Below are 16,891 nucleotides of genomic sequence, written 5' to 3' on the forward strand. Positions count from 1 at the left end.
CTGAAGAGGGGGATTCCTGGCTCAGGCTGCCTCCGGGAGCAGCGCTCCCGGGGGTCTTGCGCCCTCGGTACCAGCCGGGTTGAGACCAGCCCGGACCAGCATCACGCGTGCGGAGTTCTTGTCCCTGGGGGATGCGGCTCCGCATGCGGTGCAGGCATACGTTCGTTCTGAGAGAGGCAGTGCGTGCTTGGTTCTCGCTCCGCACGATGCGCAGTCCGTGGTGGTGTGCGCGGGATGCACGAGGCGGATGTCGCGCCCGTGCTTGCGGCCCATCTCGATCAGTGCGTTTTTCGTGGCGCCGATCGCGGCGTCGGCCGCCTTGCGGGCCATGGTGGTCCTGGCGAGGAACCTCGGTCGGAAGTCCTCCACGGCGATGGCGTCGTGGTCGCGGACCACGCGTTTGGCCCACTTGCGGGCGGTGTCCTGCCGCCGGCGGGCGATCTTCTTGTGGAGCTTCGCGGCCTGCGTCTGAGCCGTCCGGTAGCCCTTGGAGGCGGCCTGACCGCGCGCGGGCTTTCGGCGGGCCGTCATCCGCTGGTAGCGGGCGAGTTTCTGCGCTGCGGTCCTCCCGTGCTGGGTGTGCGGCAGGTCGTGCGCGTCGGACGTGGTGGTGGCGGTCTCCCTGACGCCCCAGTCGATGCCGATCACGGCGCCCGTCCCGGGCAGCGGCTGCACCTCGGTCGCGACGACGAACGACGCGAACCAGTGGCCGACGCTGTCCCGGTACACGCGCACCGAGGACGGCACGGACGGCAGGTCCCGCGACCACACCACCGTCACAACGATCCCACCAGCGAGGTGCAGACGGCCGTCCTTCAGCCGGAAACCCCGGGTGGTGTAGTTCAGCGTCGGCAGCGCCTCACGCTTCTTCTTCACCCTCGGCATCCCGGCGCGCTGCCGGACCGGCAGCCGCTTCCCGATGTCCTTCAGCGCCTTGGAGCGGGACTTGGCGAAGTCGCGGACGGTCTGCTGCTGAGGGACGCTCGCGCCGTCGCGGAGCCATGTCAGCCTGGCACGGGACTCGGTCAGCATCTTGTCGAGCTGCGCCGGACCGCACGTCAGCCTGTCGTTCGGGTGTGCGCGGTTGAGGGCGTGTACTGCGCGGGACTTGGCCACGCATTCGTTCCACACCCACCGGCAGCGGTCCCACTCGGCGAGCAGCGCCTTGCGGGCGGTCGACGACACGCGGAGCCGGTAGGTGTACCGGGCGTACCCGGTGTCCTCCGCCGTTTTCCATGGTGTCGTCATGGCATCATTTTAGCATGGAAGACGAGAAGCGGATCTCTCTCCGCCTACCGACAGACCTGCATGCACGCCTGGTTGAGGCGGCCCGCGCCGACCGGCGGTCCCTCAACTCCGAGATCATTCACCTGCTTGAGGCCGCGCTCGGCCCAGTGGGTGGAGACGACCAATCGCCCTGACGGCGATTGCCCCATCCCATGCCCCGCTCCGCCGGAGCTTCGACTCCTCCCCGCCCCAAAGGACGGGGCATCCTCGAAGGAGACCTTGTGACACCGACTGAACCGATGCTCGGCGGGGGGGCCGCGCAGACTGCCGTACGACCGCCGCTGCCGGTGAAGCTGGTGATCGCGGGCGGTTTCGGCGTGGGCAAGACCACCGCCGTGGGCGCCATCTCCGAGATCCGGCCGCTGACCACCGAGGCGGCCATCACCGAGGTCGCGGCGGGGGTGGACGACCTCACCCACACCCCGGCCAAGTCCACCACCACGGTGGCGATGGACTTCGGCTGCCTGACCATCGACCCGACCCTGAAGCTCTATCTGTTCGGCACACCCGGCCAGGAGCGGTTCGGGTTCATGTGGGACGACATCGTGGAGGGCGCGGTCGGCGGCCTCGTCATCGTCGACACCCGGCGCCTGGACGACTGCTACGCGGCCGTCGACTACTTCGAGCACAAGGGCCTGCCGTTCGCCGTCGCGGTCAACGCCTTCGACGGCAAGGTGCAGCACACCCTGGACGAGGTCCGCTGGGCCCTCGACATCGGCGAGAACACCCCGCTGGTGGTGTTCGACGCCCGTGAACGAGGCTCGGTGCGGGACGCGCTGCTAGTTGTGCTGGAATTGGCGCTGGCGCGCACCGAGCGCTAGCCGCGATGTGCCGTCGCCGTCTGTCGTCTTTCGGCTGCGGCACCGTCGTGGCTGGTCGCGCAGTTCCCCGCGCCCCTTCAGGGCGCCGCGGGCGCCGGTGCTGGCACGAGCGAGGGGGCGGGTTCCCGATGCGGAACCCGCCCCCTCCGCGCTGCCGTACGGCCCTCAGACGCCGCTCCTGCGCACTCCCGGCGAGACGGTGGCCCGGGCGAGCGCCCAGAACACCGCGAGGGTCGCCAGGGCCAGCACGGCGACCAGGGTGGCGCCGCCCACGACCTTCTCGTAGTCGTGCTGGTAGAGCCCGTCCACGATGTACCGGCCGAGGCCGCCGAGGCTGACGTAGGCCGCGATGGTGGCCGTCGAGACGATCTGGATGGCCGCCGAGCGCAGTCCGCTGAGGATCAGCGGGAGCGCGACGGGCAGTTCGACCCGGAAGAGGATCTCCGCCTCGTGCATGCCCATGCCCCGGGCCGCGTCCACCGGCGAGGGGTCCACGGAGCGCATCGCCTCGTACGTGGTGACGAGGACGGGCGGGACGGCGAGCACCACCAGCGGGATCATCACCGGCAGCAGACCGAGCCCGAGCAGGATGAACATCAGCACCAGCAGACCGAAGCTGGGCAGCGCCCGGGCGGCGGTGGCGATCATCGCGAGGACGTTGCCGCCGCGCCCGGTGTGACCGGTGATCAGGCCGACGGGCAGTCCGATGGCGGCGGCGATGCCGAGCGCCATCAGGGAGTACTGGATGTGCTCCCAGGTGCGGGTGGGGATGCCGTCGTAGCCCTGCCAGTGGGAGCTGTCGTCGAAGAACGCGTTGATGAAGTGGAGGACGTTCACCGGGCCGCGTCCTCCAGAGCGAGGGCGGGCCCCGGCTGCTCGGCGGTCCGCGCGCGTCCGCGGCGGCTGTCGCTGGGCATCCAGGGGGTGAGCACGATGCGCAGGAGCACCAGCAGGGCGTCGGCGAGGATGCCGAGGACAGCGATGCCGATCACGGAGAGCCAGACCAGCCGGGTCTGGTGATAGATCATGCCGTCGTGCAGCAGGTTGCCGAGGGCGCCCTGGTTGCCGATGAGCATGCCGACGCTGACGAGCGAGATGCTGGACACGGTCGCCACCCTGAGCCCCGCGATGATGGCGGGCGCGGCGATGGGCAACTGCACCTGGAGATAACGGCGTACGGGCCCGAAGCCCATGGCGGTGGCCGCGTCGAGGGTCTCCTGCGGCACCGAGCGGACGCCGTCCACGATGGCCGGGACGAAGATCACCAGACTGTAGACGGCCAGCGGGATCATCACGGTGGTCTCGCTCTGGCCGGTGTAGTCGATGAGGATCACGAAGAACGCCAGCGACGGGATCGCGTAGAGCACGGTCGTCACACCGAGCACCGGCGCGTACAGCCAGCGCAGCCGCACGCAGAGCTGCGCGATCGGCAGCGCCGCCACCAGACCGGCCAGCACCGGCACCAGCGCCTCGCGCAGATGCACGCCCACCAGGCCCCAGTAGGTGTTCTGGAGGTCGCTCGGGATGTGGAAGAGGCCGCCGCTCATCCGGCCACCTTCTCGACACTGTGGCCATCGACGCTTTGGCCATCGACGCTGTGGCCATCGACGCTGTGGCTTTCGGCGTGCGCGGCGCGGATGGCCTCGGCGACGGCCTGCTGCGACACCACCCCGGTGACCCGTCCGGCGCCGTCCACGCCGACGGCCCAGCCGGTGGGCGACAGCACGGCGCCGTCGAGGGCGGCGCGCAGCGAATCGGTGCCGTGCACGAAGGGCCGCCCGTGCGGCAGCAGCCGCGCCGTGTCGAGGGACCCGGCCGTCAGTTCGCCGGCGGGGCTCCAGCCGAGCGGCTTGCCCGCGAGATCGGTGACGAGGAGGTACGGCGCCCCGGAATCGCGGCGCGCGGCGATCTGCTCGGCGGTGGAGTCCACGGCGACGACCGGCGAGGTCTCCAACTCCAGTGCGGCGGACGGGAAGAAGGACAGCCGGCGGATGCCGCGGTCGGTGCCGAGGAAGTCCTCCACGAAGTCGTCGGCGGGGTCGGACAGCAGCTCGGCGGGCGGCGCGTACTGCGCGAGATGTCCGCCGGTGCGCATCACGGCAACCATGGTGCCGATCTTGATGGCCTCGTCGATGTCATGGGTGACGAAAACAATGGTCTTGCCCAACTCGGCCTGGATACGGAGAAGTTCGTCCTGAAGCCCCTTGCGCACGATGGGGTCGACGGCAGAGAACGGCTCGTCCATCAGCAGCACCGGCGGATCCGCGGCGAGCGCCCGCGCCACACCGACGCGCTGCTGCTGGCCGCCGGAGAGCTGGTACGGGTACCGCTTGGCGAGCGAGGCGTCGAGCCCGACCCGCTCCATCAGCTCCCGCGCCCTGCCCCGCGCCCTGTCCTTGCTCCAGCCCAGCAGCCGGGGCACGGTGGCGATGTTGTCGAGGATCGTGCGGTGCTGGAAGAGACCGGCGTTCTGGATGACGTAACCCATCGACCGGCGCAGGGTGTTGACGGGCTGCTTGGTGATGTCGACACCGTCGAGGGAGATGGTGCCCTCGGTCGGATCCACCATCCGGTTGATCATCCGCAAGGTCGTCGTCTTGCCGCATCCGGAGGGGCCGACGAGGACCGTGATCGAGCGGTCCGGGATCTGCAGGGAGAGCCGGTCGACCGCCGTGGTGCCGTCCGGGTACCGCTTGGTGACTGAATCTATCCGTATCAAAACGCCGAACACCCTTCGGGTCGGGCAGGTGCGGGCCGTGGGGCCCGGCCCGCACGTGCGGGCCGTTGGGGGGAGAGTCTAGACGCCCTTTATTCCGGCTCTGTGTAACCCTGCGCCCCGGCGGAGCCCACGGCCCCGGCCGGAAACAGCGGTTGACCGGACACCGCACGCGCACTGTGACAGGGAATGCCCGTTCTCCGGTGTTCTCCGGTGCCTTGGGCACGCCTGTCCTGCCCGCGACGGGCTGGCCGCCGCCTTCGGCCTGTGGTGGGACGCCGGGCCTGACGGCGAGCAGCTGCGTGCGCCTGTTCACGGAGGTCGTGGGCCTGCTGCTGGGCATGCAAGGCGTGTCCGGTGGGGCGGGTGTGCGGGGGCGGGAACTTCGGGCACCGGCTCCACCGGGCACGGGACACCGGCATCCGTCGGTCTACTGCGGCGATCTGGAACGGCTGGTACGGCATGCGGTGCTGCGGTTGAGCGAGGTGCACCCGTACCGGGCTGATCCACGATCGGCCCGGCCGCGCTCCATTGACCTCAACGGGTGTGTGCACGGTTCGGAGCTGACGTTGCGTAGCTGCACGGGGGAACCCATCAGTTAGGTGACATCAAAACCGCCCACAAGTCTTCGATTCTGTTGTTCACACGGTAGGGGTTACGGTCGGATGCCTGACAGGTCCAAGGGACGCGGATCCCACGAGCGCTTCACCATCAGCTATGCGGGATTCAACCGCCCCTGGGCAACCTGGATCGCGCACCAGTTGGACCAGCTCGGTCATGAGACGACCCTGCCGCGCTGGGACCCGCCGCTGTCCACCTCCCTGGCCGACGCCGTGCGCAGTCTGCTCCAGGCCCCCGGATGGGTGCTGTTGGTCCACGACAACTGGTACTTCAGCCTGGGCCCGCGCTCCGAGGCCGAGTGGACCGATGCGCTGCAAGAGGTGGTCCCGCCGTTCGTCGACCGGGTCTCCGCCGTCAGCGTGGCCACCCGGGCGCTGCCGCCCATTGCCGCCTGGCTGCGCCCGGTCGATTTGCGCGACAACGTGCCGCACCGCAATCTCCGCTTCATCGGCCGCGACGAGATCCTTGAGGAGCTGCACGACCGTTTCGAGCGGGGCGGCTGGAATGGGGCCCGGGTCGCACTGCGGGGAATCTCCGGCGTCGGCAAGACCCAGATCGCGATCGAGTACGCCCACCGGTTCGGCAACGACTACGACATCGTGTGGTGGGTCCGCGCGCTTCAGTGCTCCGGCCCGTGGGCGCTCCGCCCACTCGCCCCGAGCCTCGGTCTCGATGTCGGCCAGGAGCTGAGCGAGCGGATCAGGGCCGTCCACGAGGCGCTGCGGACCGGGAGTCCGCACAAGAGGTGGCTGATCGTCCTGGACAACACCGACGACATGGAGCAGATCGAGGACCTGCTCCCGGAGGGCAACGGACACGTTCTGGACACCACGCCCGCCCAGGACTGGCATGCCTCCGGCGCCGTCACGGAGATCGAGGTGCTGCCCTTCCAGCGTGTCGAGTCCGTCGCCTGCGTCCGCCGCCACGCCGAACGCCTCACGGCCGACGAGGCCGACCTGCTCGCCGAGGCCGTCCAGGACCTGCCGCTGCTGCTGGTCCAGACCGGAGCCTGGCTGGACGCCAACTCCATACTCGCCAAGGACTACATCAACATGATCCGGCGCGGCGAGGCCAGCCGGATCGGCATCTGTATCCCGACCGACTACCCCATGGGGTTCCAGGCCAACTGGTCGATCACCCTGAACACCCTCCAGGACAAGAACCCCGAGGCGGTCGAACTCCTCTATCTGTTCGCACTGTTCTCACCGGACGCCATCCCGGTCCGGCTGCTGCAGGCACCCGCGCACCCTTCAGGACCGCGGCAGTCCGGCCGTGGTCACCGGTCTGGTCGGCCACTACGAGGAATCGCTCGCCCAGCACCACGAGCTCCTGCTGATCCACGAGCGGCAGCTGGGCGAACGGCTCCATCTCACACTGCGTTCCGGCATGTTCTACGCCTGAATGCTGAGTCTGCTCGGCCGTTATGCCGAGGCCGCTTCCCGGCAGGAGCCGAATATCCGGCGCACACAGAACGGAATGCGCGCAACGGTGGGCCTCGATCACCCCTGGACGCTCGGCGTGGGTCTCAACGCGGCACGGGCGCGCAGCCTGACGGGGGACGAGGAAGGGGCTGGCCAACTCAGCCCGGACATGCGGAAGTCAGGACGCCGCGTGCTGAGCGAGACCCACCCGCTGACGCTCTCCCGCAAGGCCGCCCTGACCGCCGACCTGCGCTCCCTACAGTGCAGCGAGAAGGCCGCCAAGCCGGAGGCGGAGGCACTCCGACTGCTCGCCGACACCCCCGGCGAACATCATCCGCATACGCTCTCCGTGTGGAAACGGAAGCTTCCCTATTGGGGCTTCGAGCCGTTGCCTACGAGAGCCGAGCGCGCAAGGGCCGGCGGCCAGATTGTCGCGCAGAACTTCTCCCCTCAGGTCTACGGGAATCGCATCCGGGGAAACGCGGCCGATGCACAATGACGCCGACGGCGGTCGATTCAAAATGTCCAAAACCTTGGGGTTGATCCGTTTGGGATTCGACCTTCTGGAGAGAGAACGTGCTGGCAGAACATGGGGACCGAACCCCCATAAGTGCAGCGCAGGCCGACAGTCGCGTGCTGCCCGAATTCGGTGATCTGAACCTGCTCACCCTGTCCCGCCAGTCGGGCCATCCGGTGCTCGCAGCGGTGGCCGCGGGGCTGCTGCCCCGTACGCTGAGCGGCCGGCCGCCGATGGCGTTCTACGAGGACGGCCCCTATCAACTATGAACGCTCCCTGGCCACTTGAGGAACTGGACATCCCTGCGTTACGCGCTTCGGGCGTCGCACCGGTGCCGTTCCACCAGTTCGTGCTGAAGGTGCACAGCTGGTGCAATCTGGCCTGCACCTACTGCTACGTGTACGAGGGCGCCGACAGCAGTTGGCGCGAGCGACCGCGCAGGGTGTCCGACCGGGTGATCAAGGACACTGCGTTCCGCATCGCCGAGCACGCCGCCGTGCACGGACTGGACCGGCTGCACCTCAATCTGCACGGCGGGGAACCGCTGCTGGCCGGGACCGCCCGGCTGATCGCCCATGTCGAAGAGATACGGAAAGCCGTACGCGGCAGACTGGGCCAGGACTGCGTGGTGGCGGCGTCCGTGCAGACCAACGGCACGCTCCTCACCGAGCGGACGGTGCGCGAACTGGCCGCCGCGGACATCGGGATCGGGATGTCCCTGGACGGCGGGCTGCCCCGGCTCAACAACCGCCGTGTCGACCACGCGGGGCGCTCCGCCTGGTCGGCGACGGCTGCGGGGCTGAGGATCCTGCGGCGTCACCCGGAGGCGTACGCGGGCATCCTCGCGGTGATCGACCCGGACACCGATCCGATCGAGGTGTACACCTCGCTGGCCGCCTTCGCGCCGCCCTCGATGGATCTGCTGCTGCCGCACGCCCATTGGGGCGCGCCGCCGCCCGGCAGAGGCCGCCACCCTTACGCCGATTGGCTGATCAAGGTGTTCGATCTGTGGTTCGATACCTCCGGTCCCGTCGTACCGGTGCGGCTGTTCAACGAGATCATCGGGCTGCTGCTCGGGGTGAGCAGCGGGGCCGAGGCGGTGGGCAACTCACCGATGGTCGCAGTGGTCGTCGACACCGACGGCAGCATCGAGCAGGTCGACTCGCTCAAGTCGGCCTACGCCGGGGCGCCTGCCACCGGCCGCAATGTCGCCGAGCACAGTTTCGACGAGGTGCTGGACCACCCGGGTGTGGCGGCACGCCAGTTGGGCCGCGCGGCGCTGGCCGACGCGTGTCTGAGCTGCCCTGTGGTGGACGTATGTGCGGGCGGCAACTACGCCCATCGCTACCGGCCGGGTGAGGGCTTCCGCAATCCGTCCGTCCACTGCGACGACCTGCGACGCCTCATCCTGCACATCGCGGACCGCGTCCGGCGCGCCGCCGATCTGACCGCCACCCGCGACGGAGCCGACGCTCGCTGAAAACAGGGTTGTTGGCTACTCGTCGGAAATGGGGAGGGTAAGCGCAGGATCCGGCTCAGCTACGGGGGTAGTGCTGCATGGCGATCGTGACACACTCGGCTGCCGACGACCGGGGCACACCGGTCTACATCGAGGTCGACACCGCGCAGTCGTCCGACGGCCTCGACGAGATCTACGGCGGCGTCGGCACCCGGGGCAATCCCGCGGCCAGGGTCGTGGGCATGACACGGGACGTCTACGAGGACGGGCTGCGGCTGGCCCGCACCCTGGCAGCGCAGGCCGCCGGGCGGCTCGGCGACCTCGGCGACCTCGGCGAGGGGCTGACGCCGGACGAGATCGAGCTCCAGCTTGCCATCAGGCTCGACGCGGAACTGGGCGCCGTCCTGGTCAAGTCCAGCGCGGAGGCGCAGCTCCAGATCACCTTCCGCTGGGCCCCGGGGTCGGCGTCGTGACCGCAGCCGATGACGTGCACATCCTGCCGTACAGCCTGGTGGTCGGGCAGAGCGAGCTGAAGCTGGCGCTCGAACTCAACTACATAGCACCGCGGATCGGCGGGGTTCTGGTCAGCGGGCAGCGCGGCACGGCCAAGTCGACGGCGGTGCGCGCCTTCTCCCTGATGACCCGGGGCGAGCTGCCGGTCACCCTGCCGATCAACGCCACCGACGACCGGGTCCTCGGCGGCTGGGAGCTGGACGCCCTGATGCAGGGCGAGGCCAGGACCCAGCGGGGCCTGCTGGAGGAGGCCGGCGGCAAGGGGATGCTCTACATCGACGAGGTCAATCTGCTGGACGACCACATCGTCAACATCATCCTCGACGTGGTCTCCACGGGTGTGCTCTCCGTGCAGCGCGAGGCCATCGACACCGTCCGCACCCTCGGCTTCGGCCTCGTCGGCACGATGAACCCCGAAGAGGGCGGACTGCGGCCGCAGTTGCTCGACCGGTTCGGCCTGATGGTCACCGTGTCCGAGCTCGACCAGGAGGCACGCCGGGAGCTGGTCCTCACGGTGTTGCGCTTCGACGACGCGGCGGGCACCGCCTCCGAGTGGCTGGCCAAGGGCGTGGAAGCCGACGAGGAGCTGCGCCGGCGGCTCGACGGGGCGCGGGACGCGCTGCGGGACGTACGGCTCGGCGAGGACATCGCCCAGCTCTGCGCCGACGTGGCCGGCCGGCTGCGCGCCGTGGGACACCGCGGCGAGGTCGTCACCGCGTGGGCGGCCCGCGCGCTGGCGTCCTTCGAGGGCGCCGGGGAGGTGACCGTGGACCATGTGCGCCGGGTGGTCCCGCTGTCCCTGCGGCACCGGCGGCCCGAGGCGGCGCACGGCGGGCCCGTGGAGTGGACGGCGGAGGAGTCGGAGCTGCTCGACGGGCTGCTGGGATGACGGCGGCGGGGATGACGGCGGCCGGTCAGGGGCGGCCGTCTCAGCGGGAGCGCCTGGTCCAAGTGCTGGCCTGCGCCGCGCTGGGCCCCGGGCTCGACGGGGTGCTGCTGTTCGACCTGGAGCCGGAGCTGATGGCCCCCGCCTCCGACACGTTCGCCGCCTGTCTGCAACTTCGCGACGGGCGTCCGGTACGGCGGGCGGTGCTCGGCTCGGTGAGCGGGGAGGACGAGCTGTGGCTGCGGCCCACGCTGCGCCGCGAGGCGTCCGGGGTCGGTTTCTCGCTGGCACCGGGTCCCCTGGTGGACCGGCCGGACGCCCCGGCGACGCTGGTGGTGGTGCCCGATCTGGTGCGCCTCAGCCTTCCCGGGATGCGGGCCGCGGTGCAGCTGCTCGGGGCGGACGTGGCCGCCGTGGAGCGGTCCGGGTTCCGGGCCCGCTGGCGGCCCCGGGCGCGCTGGCTCGCGGTGTGCCGCAAGGACGAGGTGGGCAGCCTGTCGCCGCATCTGCTCGACCGTTTCCCGCTCCGTCTGGACGTCTCCGGGCTGCGACCGCCCGGCAACGGCCGTGAGCGGGTGCGGCGCGCTCTGGAGGACCTGGGGCCCGAACCGGGGCTCGGTGAACTGCCCGACGCCTGGCGCGCCGTACTGTCCGCGCCACGGCCGCCGTGCCCGATCGGTGAGGAGGCCGCGGCCCGCGCCGTGGGGTTCTTCACCGGTGACACCGGCCGCCGCCGTGCGATCGGACTGGCCCGGCTGGGCCGGGCGCTCGCCGTCCTGGACGGCGCGGCCGTCTGCGGCCCCGAGCGAATCGACGAGGCGGCGCGGCTCATCGGCGTGGCCGCCCGGCCCGAGCCGCCGGCCGGCACCGAGGTGTCCGCGGCCGGTCCGCCGCTGCCCGCCGGGCCCGTCGCCGAGAGCCGTACACCGCCCGAGGCGCCGAAACCGGATGCCGCGCCCGAGGAGAGCGCCCCGGCCGCCCCGGCCGGCTCGGCGCTCGCCCTGCCCGCGAGCCCCGCCGAGGCGATGGACGCCTTCCCGGCCGACGCCGGGGACGGTCAGCGCTCCCCCTACCCGGAGGACGAGGCGCATTTCCTGCGGGAGTTCGCCGCGCTCAGGATCCCCTGGCAGCGGCGCCCGGAACCCAGCTCGGCGCGCGGCCCGGTGATCGGCGTACGGTCCGTCACCACCCTGCGCGACCTGGCGTTCGTCGCCACCGCCATCGAGGCCACCAAGCACCGGAATCTGCCCGGCCGCCGGACGCTGCGGGCGGCCGGGGACGGCAGACTGGTCGTGCTCCCGGGCGACTTCCGCAGCTACGCCCGGCTGCCCGCGACGGAGCGGATGCTGGTGCTGGTCCTCGACCACACCTGCCGGCGCGGCTGGGACTGGCGCCCGGCGCTCGCCCCGTACCTCCAGTGGGCGTACACCGGCCGGGCCTCGGTGTGCGCGGTCGAGGTGGGCCGCCGGGACGCGTCGCACGAGCTGCGCGCCGACCACTTCGTGGCCCGCAGCGTCCTCGACCCGCGCGTCGCCGGGGCCCTGCACCGCCCGGCGGGGCGCAGCAGTCCACTCGCGCACGGTCTGGCGCTGGCCGACCAGTTGCTGCGGCGCGCCTTCCAGCAGCATTCCAATCTGGCCGAGGCATGGCTGGTGGTGGTGTCCGACGGGCGCGGGAACGTGCCGCTGGATGCCAGCGCCAGCGGCCGGCTGTCGGGGCCGGTGCGGCGGGCGGGCGTCGAGGACGCGATATCGGCGGCGGGCCGGATCGGCGCCATGGGCCGGATGCGGCTGCACTCGGTCGTCGTGGACGCCGCCCGCGAGCCCCACCCGGATCTGCCGTTCCTGCTGGCCGAGGCGCTCGGCGGGGTGACCGTCGCCGGACGCGGCGCACAGGGGGTGGACCATGTCCACTGAACCGCCCTTCCCCTCGGGCCTCGGCGGGGTGATCCCACTGGGTCCCGGTATGCCCGCCAGCCCCCCGGCCCCCGATGCCCTGCCCGCGCCGCGCACCGCCGCGGTCCCCGAGCACCTGGCCGAGCCGTACGAACCCGTCGCGCTGCCCCCGGCCCCGGTCGACCCCGAGGAACGGCTCCCCGACGGTTTCGTACGGCTCGCCGTGCACCGCGCCTACGACGAGCGGGGACGGGAACTGTTCGGGCTGACCGGGCACGGCGGCGATCTGGAGCTGGCGCCCGGACCGGCGGACACCCGGCTGCGCCCCGAGGACATCACGCTGAGCAATGTGCGCCAGAAGGGCTTCGCACCCAGCGAGTTCTTCCACGCCGTCGGGGAATGGTCCGAGGGCCAGGAGGAACTGGTCCGCTGGATCAACGATCTGCGGGCCCGGCACGGGGCGACCCTCCAGCTGGTCATCTGGGACGACACCGACTACGACATCCCGTGGGAGCTGCTGCGCCTGACGGCCGATCCGCGGCGCGGACTGGCCCCCGGGATCCTGGGGGCGCTGGTGACGGTGGTGCGCTGGACCACCATCCGCAAGGCCGGGACCACCCCCTTCGGCAGACCGGCCGACTGCACCGGGCAGGTGCTCGGCTACTACGCCGAGCCCATGCGCCGCGACCGCGAGGTCTTCGAGCCGTTCGTGCACATCGCGCACTCCGGCAGCACCCGCACCTTCCTCAACGATCTGGCCCGCCCCGATCTGGGCGCGGGCCTGGTCTACATGGGCTGCCACGCCACCTACGGCCCAAAGCTCTACAACCTGCGGCTGGACACGGTGACCTGGAGCGAGCTGAACGCGCAGGCGATGCCCGCGCTGGACGGCGGGAGCACCCTGGTCTGCCTGAACGCCTGCCACTCGGCCCGTCTGGTGCACAACGCGGCGCGCGGCGAGAACGCCCTGCGGGGCTTCGCCGAGCTGTTCCTGCGCAAGGGCGCGGGCGGCTGCATCGCCACCTCGGGGCAGGTCGGCGACGATCTCGCGCACGAACTGGTGCGGGAGCTGATGGGGCGGCTGGGCGCCCGTCCGGAGCTGCCGGTGGCGCACGCCCTGCGGGAGTTCCGAGCCGCCGCGGCGGCCCGGCTGCCGGACCCGCTGCCCTTCCTGTACGGCGACGACGGCTATGTCGACGCCGCCGGGCAGCAGTCGCTGCTTCCGTTTCTGTACAGCTTCATGTTCCTGTACTTCGGCCATCCGCGGACCACGCTGCGGCTGAGCGTACGGGCCCAGGAGGCGACAGCATGACCCCGGACCCGGCTTCGCTGACGATCGAGCCACTGGTGGGCTGGCCGCGCAAGGCCCAGGCGGGGCAGAGCTATCTGGTCACCGTCGATCTGGGCGGCCCGGTGGACGGCGGCGCCTGGGACCGGTTCGATGAGGAGGAATTCGACTTCGGGGTCGCCCTGGACGGCTCGCCGCGGTTCACCTGCGAGGCGCTGGGCGAACCCACGGTCGTGCTGCACAGGTTCGGGGGCACCTACGGTCCGGCGCGCTTCGTCGTCACCGCGCACCGCGACCCCGGCCCGGGCACCCTGTGGCTGACCGTCAGCAATCGCTGGGGAGTTCCGGTCCGTACGGTGGAACTGCTCAGCGAGATCGTCACGGAGCCGGTGACCGCGGGGCCCAGCCATGTCCTGGTGCCCTCGTCCGGAGACCCCTCCCCCGGCACTCGGTACGACGTCCCGGCCACCCGCTCAGACCGCCTCGTCGCCGAGTCACCGGGCGGCTGGTCGGCCAGGCACTTCACGGTTTGCCACGCCGGTGCCCGCCGGGACTGGGCCGTGTGGGCGACACACCAGCTGGAGCGGCACGGCTGCCACACGGCGCTGCTGCGCTGGGATCCGCCGCCCGAAATCCCACTCGCCGAGACGTTCGCCGGACTGCTCACCGCCCCGGGCCGGATCCTGCTGCTCCTCGACGACACCTTTGTGCGGCTCGGGCAGCACGGCGCCGGGGAGTGGGCCGAGGCGCTGCACGAGGTCGTCGTACCCCATGCCGAACGGTTCGCGGCGGTCAACCTGTCCCATGGGCCGCCGCCCGCACCGCTGGCCGTGCTCGACCCGCCGGACCTGACCGACCTCGACGCCGACGAGGCGCTGCACCGGCTGCTGGCCGCCGTCGGCCTGGCGCAGACCCCGCCCGCCCCGGCCGGGGAGCCGCCCGGTGTGCCGCGCTTCCCTGACACACCGCCCGATGTGTGGAACGTGCCGCGACGCAATTCCCGGTTCACCGGGCGTGAAGCGGTCCTGGAGGAGCTGCACACCCGGTTCGCGGACGGCGGCACGGCCGGGGCCCGGGTGGCGCTGCGCGGCATCTCGGGCGTCGGCAAGAGCCAGATCGTCATCGAGTACGCCCACCGGTTCGCCAACGAGTACGACGCGATGTGGTGGATCAGAGCGAGCTACCGCGCCACCGTGCGCCAGCAGTTCGCCAAACTCGCCGCGCATCTGGGCCTGGGGCAGCAGGGCGGCGGCGATCCGGTGCGCACGGTGCAGGCGGCACTGCAGGACGGGCGCCCGTTCCGGCGGTGGCTGCTCATCGTGGACGGCGCCGAGGATCTGGAGCAGGTCGAGAACCTGCTGCCGGAGAGCGGCGGCCATATCGCGCTCACCACGCTCAACCGGGGCTCGGCGGCGTCCGGCGGAGTGCCGGGGATCCATGTGGAGCCGTTCACCCGAGCGGAGAGCATCAGCTACGCACGCCGTCATGTGGCCCGGCTCACCGAGGCCGAGGCCGACCAGCTCGCGGACGCCCTGGAGGACTTCCCACTGCTGCTGGCACAGACCTGTGCGTGGCTCGACGCGAACCCCATGCCGGCCCCCGATTACATCGGGCTGCTGCGCGGTGCCGACGCCGACACCATCAGGATCCAGACGCTGCCGGACTATCCTCTCGGTTTCCAGGCCAGTTGGGCCATCACCCTCAGCTCCTTGGAGCGAAACAGCCCCGCGGCGGCCGAACTACTACGCCTGTTCGCGATGTTCTCGCCCGCCTCGGTGCCGGTACGGCGTCTCGAGCTGTCCCCGCCCGACGCTCTGCCGCCGCGGCTGGCGGCGCTCGCGGCCGACCTGGCGGCTTGGCGCGACGCGCTCAGTCGGCTGTCGGAGTCCACCGCGGTCCGTTTGGACACCGTGCAGACCTCCGAGAACGACAGCTATGTCGCCAGCGTCGAGATCCACGGCATCTACCACCGCTTCCTGCGCCACAGCCTCTCCCCCGACGACCGCGACAACCTCTCGGCGGTGGCCTGCCGAGTGCTGGTCGCGGCCGACCCCGGGCAGCCGTCGGCCGTGCGCTCCTGGCCGGTGTACGCCGAACTCCTGCCGCACCTCAGCCCGTCCGGGGCGCTGGGGAACACCGAGGCCCCGGTCCGCGACCTCGTACTGCACTGCATCGAGTATCTGCGGCTGCGCGAACAGGAGAGCACCGGTCTGACCCTGTGCGAACAGGTGCTGGCCCACTGGCAGCCGCGGCTCGCGCCCACCCATCCGTCGATGCTGATGCTCGTACATCAGCACGCCAACATGCTCCGCCGCTGCGGCCGTTACCGGGAAGCGGAGGGGGTCGGCCGCGCCGTCGTGGAGCAGCTCGCCGAGGAACGGCCGCCGGATGACGGCGACCTGCTGCGCGCCCAGGGCGGTCTGGGCGGCACCCTGATGGCCCTCGGCCAGTTCTCCGAGGCGCAGGAGCTGTTCCAGCAGGTCAACCGCGCCTACCAAGGCCTGGCCGGGCCGGAGTCCCCGCGCGCCCAGAGCTCGCTCAGCAATCTCGGCACCTCTCTCGGTCTGGTCGGCCGCTACCGTGAAGCGGTCTCCGTCCACCTCGGACTGCTCGTCCTGCGGGAGCGGTTGTACCCGGCGGACGATCCGCTCGTCCTCAACAGTGGCCTCAGCTACGCCCGTGCGCTGCGGATGCAGGGACTGCACCAGGACGCCATCGCCCGCCAGGAGGCCAACTCCGCACTGCACCGGCACACCATGGGCGATCATCATCCGCAGACCCTGGCCGCGCTGCACAACCACGCCCTGTGCCTGCGGCGTTGCGGTGATGTCTCCGGCGCCGCCGATCTGCTGCGTGACCTGGTGGACCGGTGCCGCCAGATCCAGGGCGTACGGCACCCGATGACTCTCATGGTCGAGTCCGACCACGCGTCTCTGCTGCGCGTCCACGGCGACCCGGCCGAGTCCGTCGAGCTGACCTCTCTGGTCCTGGACGGCTACCGGCAGCTGCTGGGCGACGACCACCCCCACACCATGGGCGTGCTCGGCAACCGCGGTCTGCTGCGCTGGCATGGCGGTGACCGCACACGCGCGCCCCTGCTGATCGATGAGGCGTTCCTGGGCATGCGGCGCGCGCTGGGCGACGGCCATCCGTGGACCCTTGGCTGTGCCCTGAACGCCGCCGCCGTTCGGCATGCGGCGGGCAGTGTGGAGGAGGCCGCTGCGCTCCGCGAGGACACCGTGCGGCGGGCCCGCGGTCTGGTGGAGGCCGGTCATCCCCTGCTGCTGGCCTGCGAGCACGCCCTGGGCGACGGCGCCGGGGAGCCGCCCGGCTGGGATTTCGAGCCGCAGCCGATCTGAGGTCGCCACCGTCGGTGTCCTCCGAGGCAGCCACTCCGGCCACCGGCGAGTCCGCCGCTGTGTCCGCGGGGCCGGGTCCACCGCCACATCCGTCATGCAGGCCCGGCG

Annotated in this window: 14 protein-coding genes; 10 read left to right on the forward strand and 4 right to left on the reverse strand. The window is 71.2% G+C overall.

Annotated elements, in window-relative coordinates:
• Positions 1-21: 21 nt before the first annotated feature.
• Positions 22-1,248: an RNA-guided endonuclease InsQ/TnpB family protein gene (locus ACSYGN_RS08660; RefSeq protein ID WP_460393563.1), complete on the reverse strand. Its 1,227-nt coding sequence runs from the start codon at positions 1,246-1,248 to the stop codon at positions 22-24.
• Between the two features lie 14 nt (positions 1,249-1,262).
• Here ACSYGN_RS08660 and ACSYGN_RS08665 point away from each other — a divergent pair, with 14 nt between their 5' ends.
• The gene (locus tag ACSYGN_RS08665; protein ID WP_460393565.1) at positions 1,263-1,421 is read left to right on the forward strand and encodes an Arc family DNA-binding protein; all 159 of its coding nucleotides are present in this window, start codon (positions 1,263-1,265) and stop codon (positions 1,419-1,421) included.
• 87 nt (positions 1,422-1,508) lie between these two features.
• The gene (locus ACSYGN_RS08670) at positions 1,509-2,108 is read left to right on the forward strand and encodes a GTP-binding protein (RefSeq protein WP_460393567.1); all 600 of its coding nucleotides are present in this window, start codon (positions 1,509-1,511) and stop codon (positions 2,106-2,108) included.
• A 165-nt stretch (positions 2,109-2,273) separates the two neighbouring features.
• Here ACSYGN_RS08670 and ACSYGN_RS08675 read toward each other — a convergent pair whose 3' ends face one another.
• Genes ACSYGN_RS08675 through ACSYGN_RS08685 form a run of 3 tightly spaced genes read right to left on the reverse strand, consistent with a single transcriptional unit; the run spans position 2,274 to position 4,827 of the window.
• Positions 2,274-2,945: an ABC transporter permease gene (locus ACSYGN_RS08675; RefSeq protein WP_460393569.1), complete on the reverse strand. Its 672-nt coding sequence runs from the start codon at positions 2,943-2,945 to the stop codon at positions 2,274-2,276.
• Positions 2,942-3,655, reverse strand: coding sequence for an ABC transporter permease (locus ACSYGN_RS08680; protein ID WP_460393571.1), 714 nt, complete (start codon positions 3,653-3,655; stop codon positions 2,942-2,944). Before ACSYGN_RS08680 ends, ACSYGN_RS08675 begins: the two co-directional genes overlap by 4 nt.
• On the reverse strand, positions 3,652-4,827 hold the full coding sequence (locus ACSYGN_RS08685; RefSeq protein WP_460403307.1) for an ABC transporter ATP-binding protein: 1,176 nt from the start codon (positions 4,825-4,827) through the stop codon (positions 3,652-3,654). The genes ACSYGN_RS08680 and ACSYGN_RS08685 overlap by 4 nt, the downstream gene beginning before the upstream one ends.
• Before the next feature lie 662 nt (positions 4,828-5,489).
• On the opposite strand from ACSYGN_RS08685, the gene fxsT (ACSYGN_RS08690) reads away from it, so the two are divergent.
• The 8 genes from fxsT (ACSYGN_RS08690) to fxsT (ACSYGN_RS08725) all read left to right on the forward strand — a co-directional run bounded on the left by fxsT (ACSYGN_RS08690) (position 5,490) and on the right by fxsT (ACSYGN_RS08725) (position 16,783).
• Positions 5,490-7,409, forward strand: a complete 1,920-nt coding sequence (gene fxsT, locus ACSYGN_RS08690; RefSeq protein WP_460393573.1) for an FxSxx-COOH system tetratricopeptide repeat protein — start codon at positions 5,490-5,492, stop codon at positions 7,407-7,409.
• Positions 7,410-7,499: 90 nt separating this feature from the next.
• On the forward strand, positions 7,500-7,652 hold the full coding sequence (locus ACSYGN_RS08695; protein ID WP_460393575.1) for a YxD-tail cyclophane-containing RiPP peptide: 153 nt from the start codon (positions 7,500-7,502) through the stop codon (positions 7,650-7,652).
• On the forward strand, positions 7,649-8,863 hold the full coding sequence (locus ACSYGN_RS08700; RefSeq protein ID WP_460393577.1) for an FxsB family cyclophane-forming radical SAM/SPASM peptide maturase: 1,215 nt from the start codon (positions 7,649-7,651) through the stop codon (positions 8,861-8,863). The genes ACSYGN_RS08695 and ACSYGN_RS08700 overlap by 4 nt, the downstream gene beginning before the upstream one ends.
• A 77-nt stretch (positions 8,864-8,940) precedes the next feature.
• Positions 8,941-9,315, forward strand: a complete 375-nt coding sequence (locus tag ACSYGN_RS08705) for a CU044_2847 family protein (RefSeq protein WP_460393579.1) — start codon at positions 8,941-8,943, stop codon at positions 9,313-9,315.
• Complete coding sequence (locus ACSYGN_RS08710) at positions 9,312-10,244, forward strand: AAA family ATPase (RefSeq protein WP_460393581.1); 933 nt, start codon at positions 9,312-9,314, stop codon at positions 10,242-10,244. Before ACSYGN_RS08705 ends, ACSYGN_RS08710 begins: the two co-directional genes overlap by 4 nt.
• Positions 10,241-12,157, forward strand: coding sequence for a magnesium chelatase (locus ACSYGN_RS08715; protein WP_460393583.1), 1,917 nt, complete (start codon positions 10,241-10,243; stop codon positions 12,155-12,157). The genes ACSYGN_RS08710 and ACSYGN_RS08715 overlap by 4 nt, the downstream gene beginning before the upstream one ends.
• Positions 12,147-13,448 (forward strand): CHAT domain-containing protein, encoded by a 1,302-nt coding sequence (locus tag ACSYGN_RS08720; RefSeq protein ID WP_460393585.1) that lies wholly within the window; start codon positions 12,147-12,149, stop codon positions 13,446-13,448. The genes ACSYGN_RS08715 and ACSYGN_RS08720 overlap by 11 nt, the downstream gene beginning before the upstream one ends.
• The gene (gene fxsT, locus ACSYGN_RS08725; RefSeq protein WP_460393587.1) at positions 13,445-16,783 is read left to right on the forward strand and encodes an FxSxx-COOH system tetratricopeptide repeat protein; all 3,339 of its coding nucleotides are present in this window, start codon (positions 13,445-13,447) and stop codon (positions 16,781-16,783) included. The genes ACSYGN_RS08720 and fxsT (ACSYGN_RS08725) overlap by 4 nt, the downstream gene beginning before the upstream one ends.
• The last annotated feature ends 108 nt before the right edge of the window (positions 16,784-16,891 follow it).

The organism is Streptomyces sp. YIM S03343 (assembly GCF_054729195.1).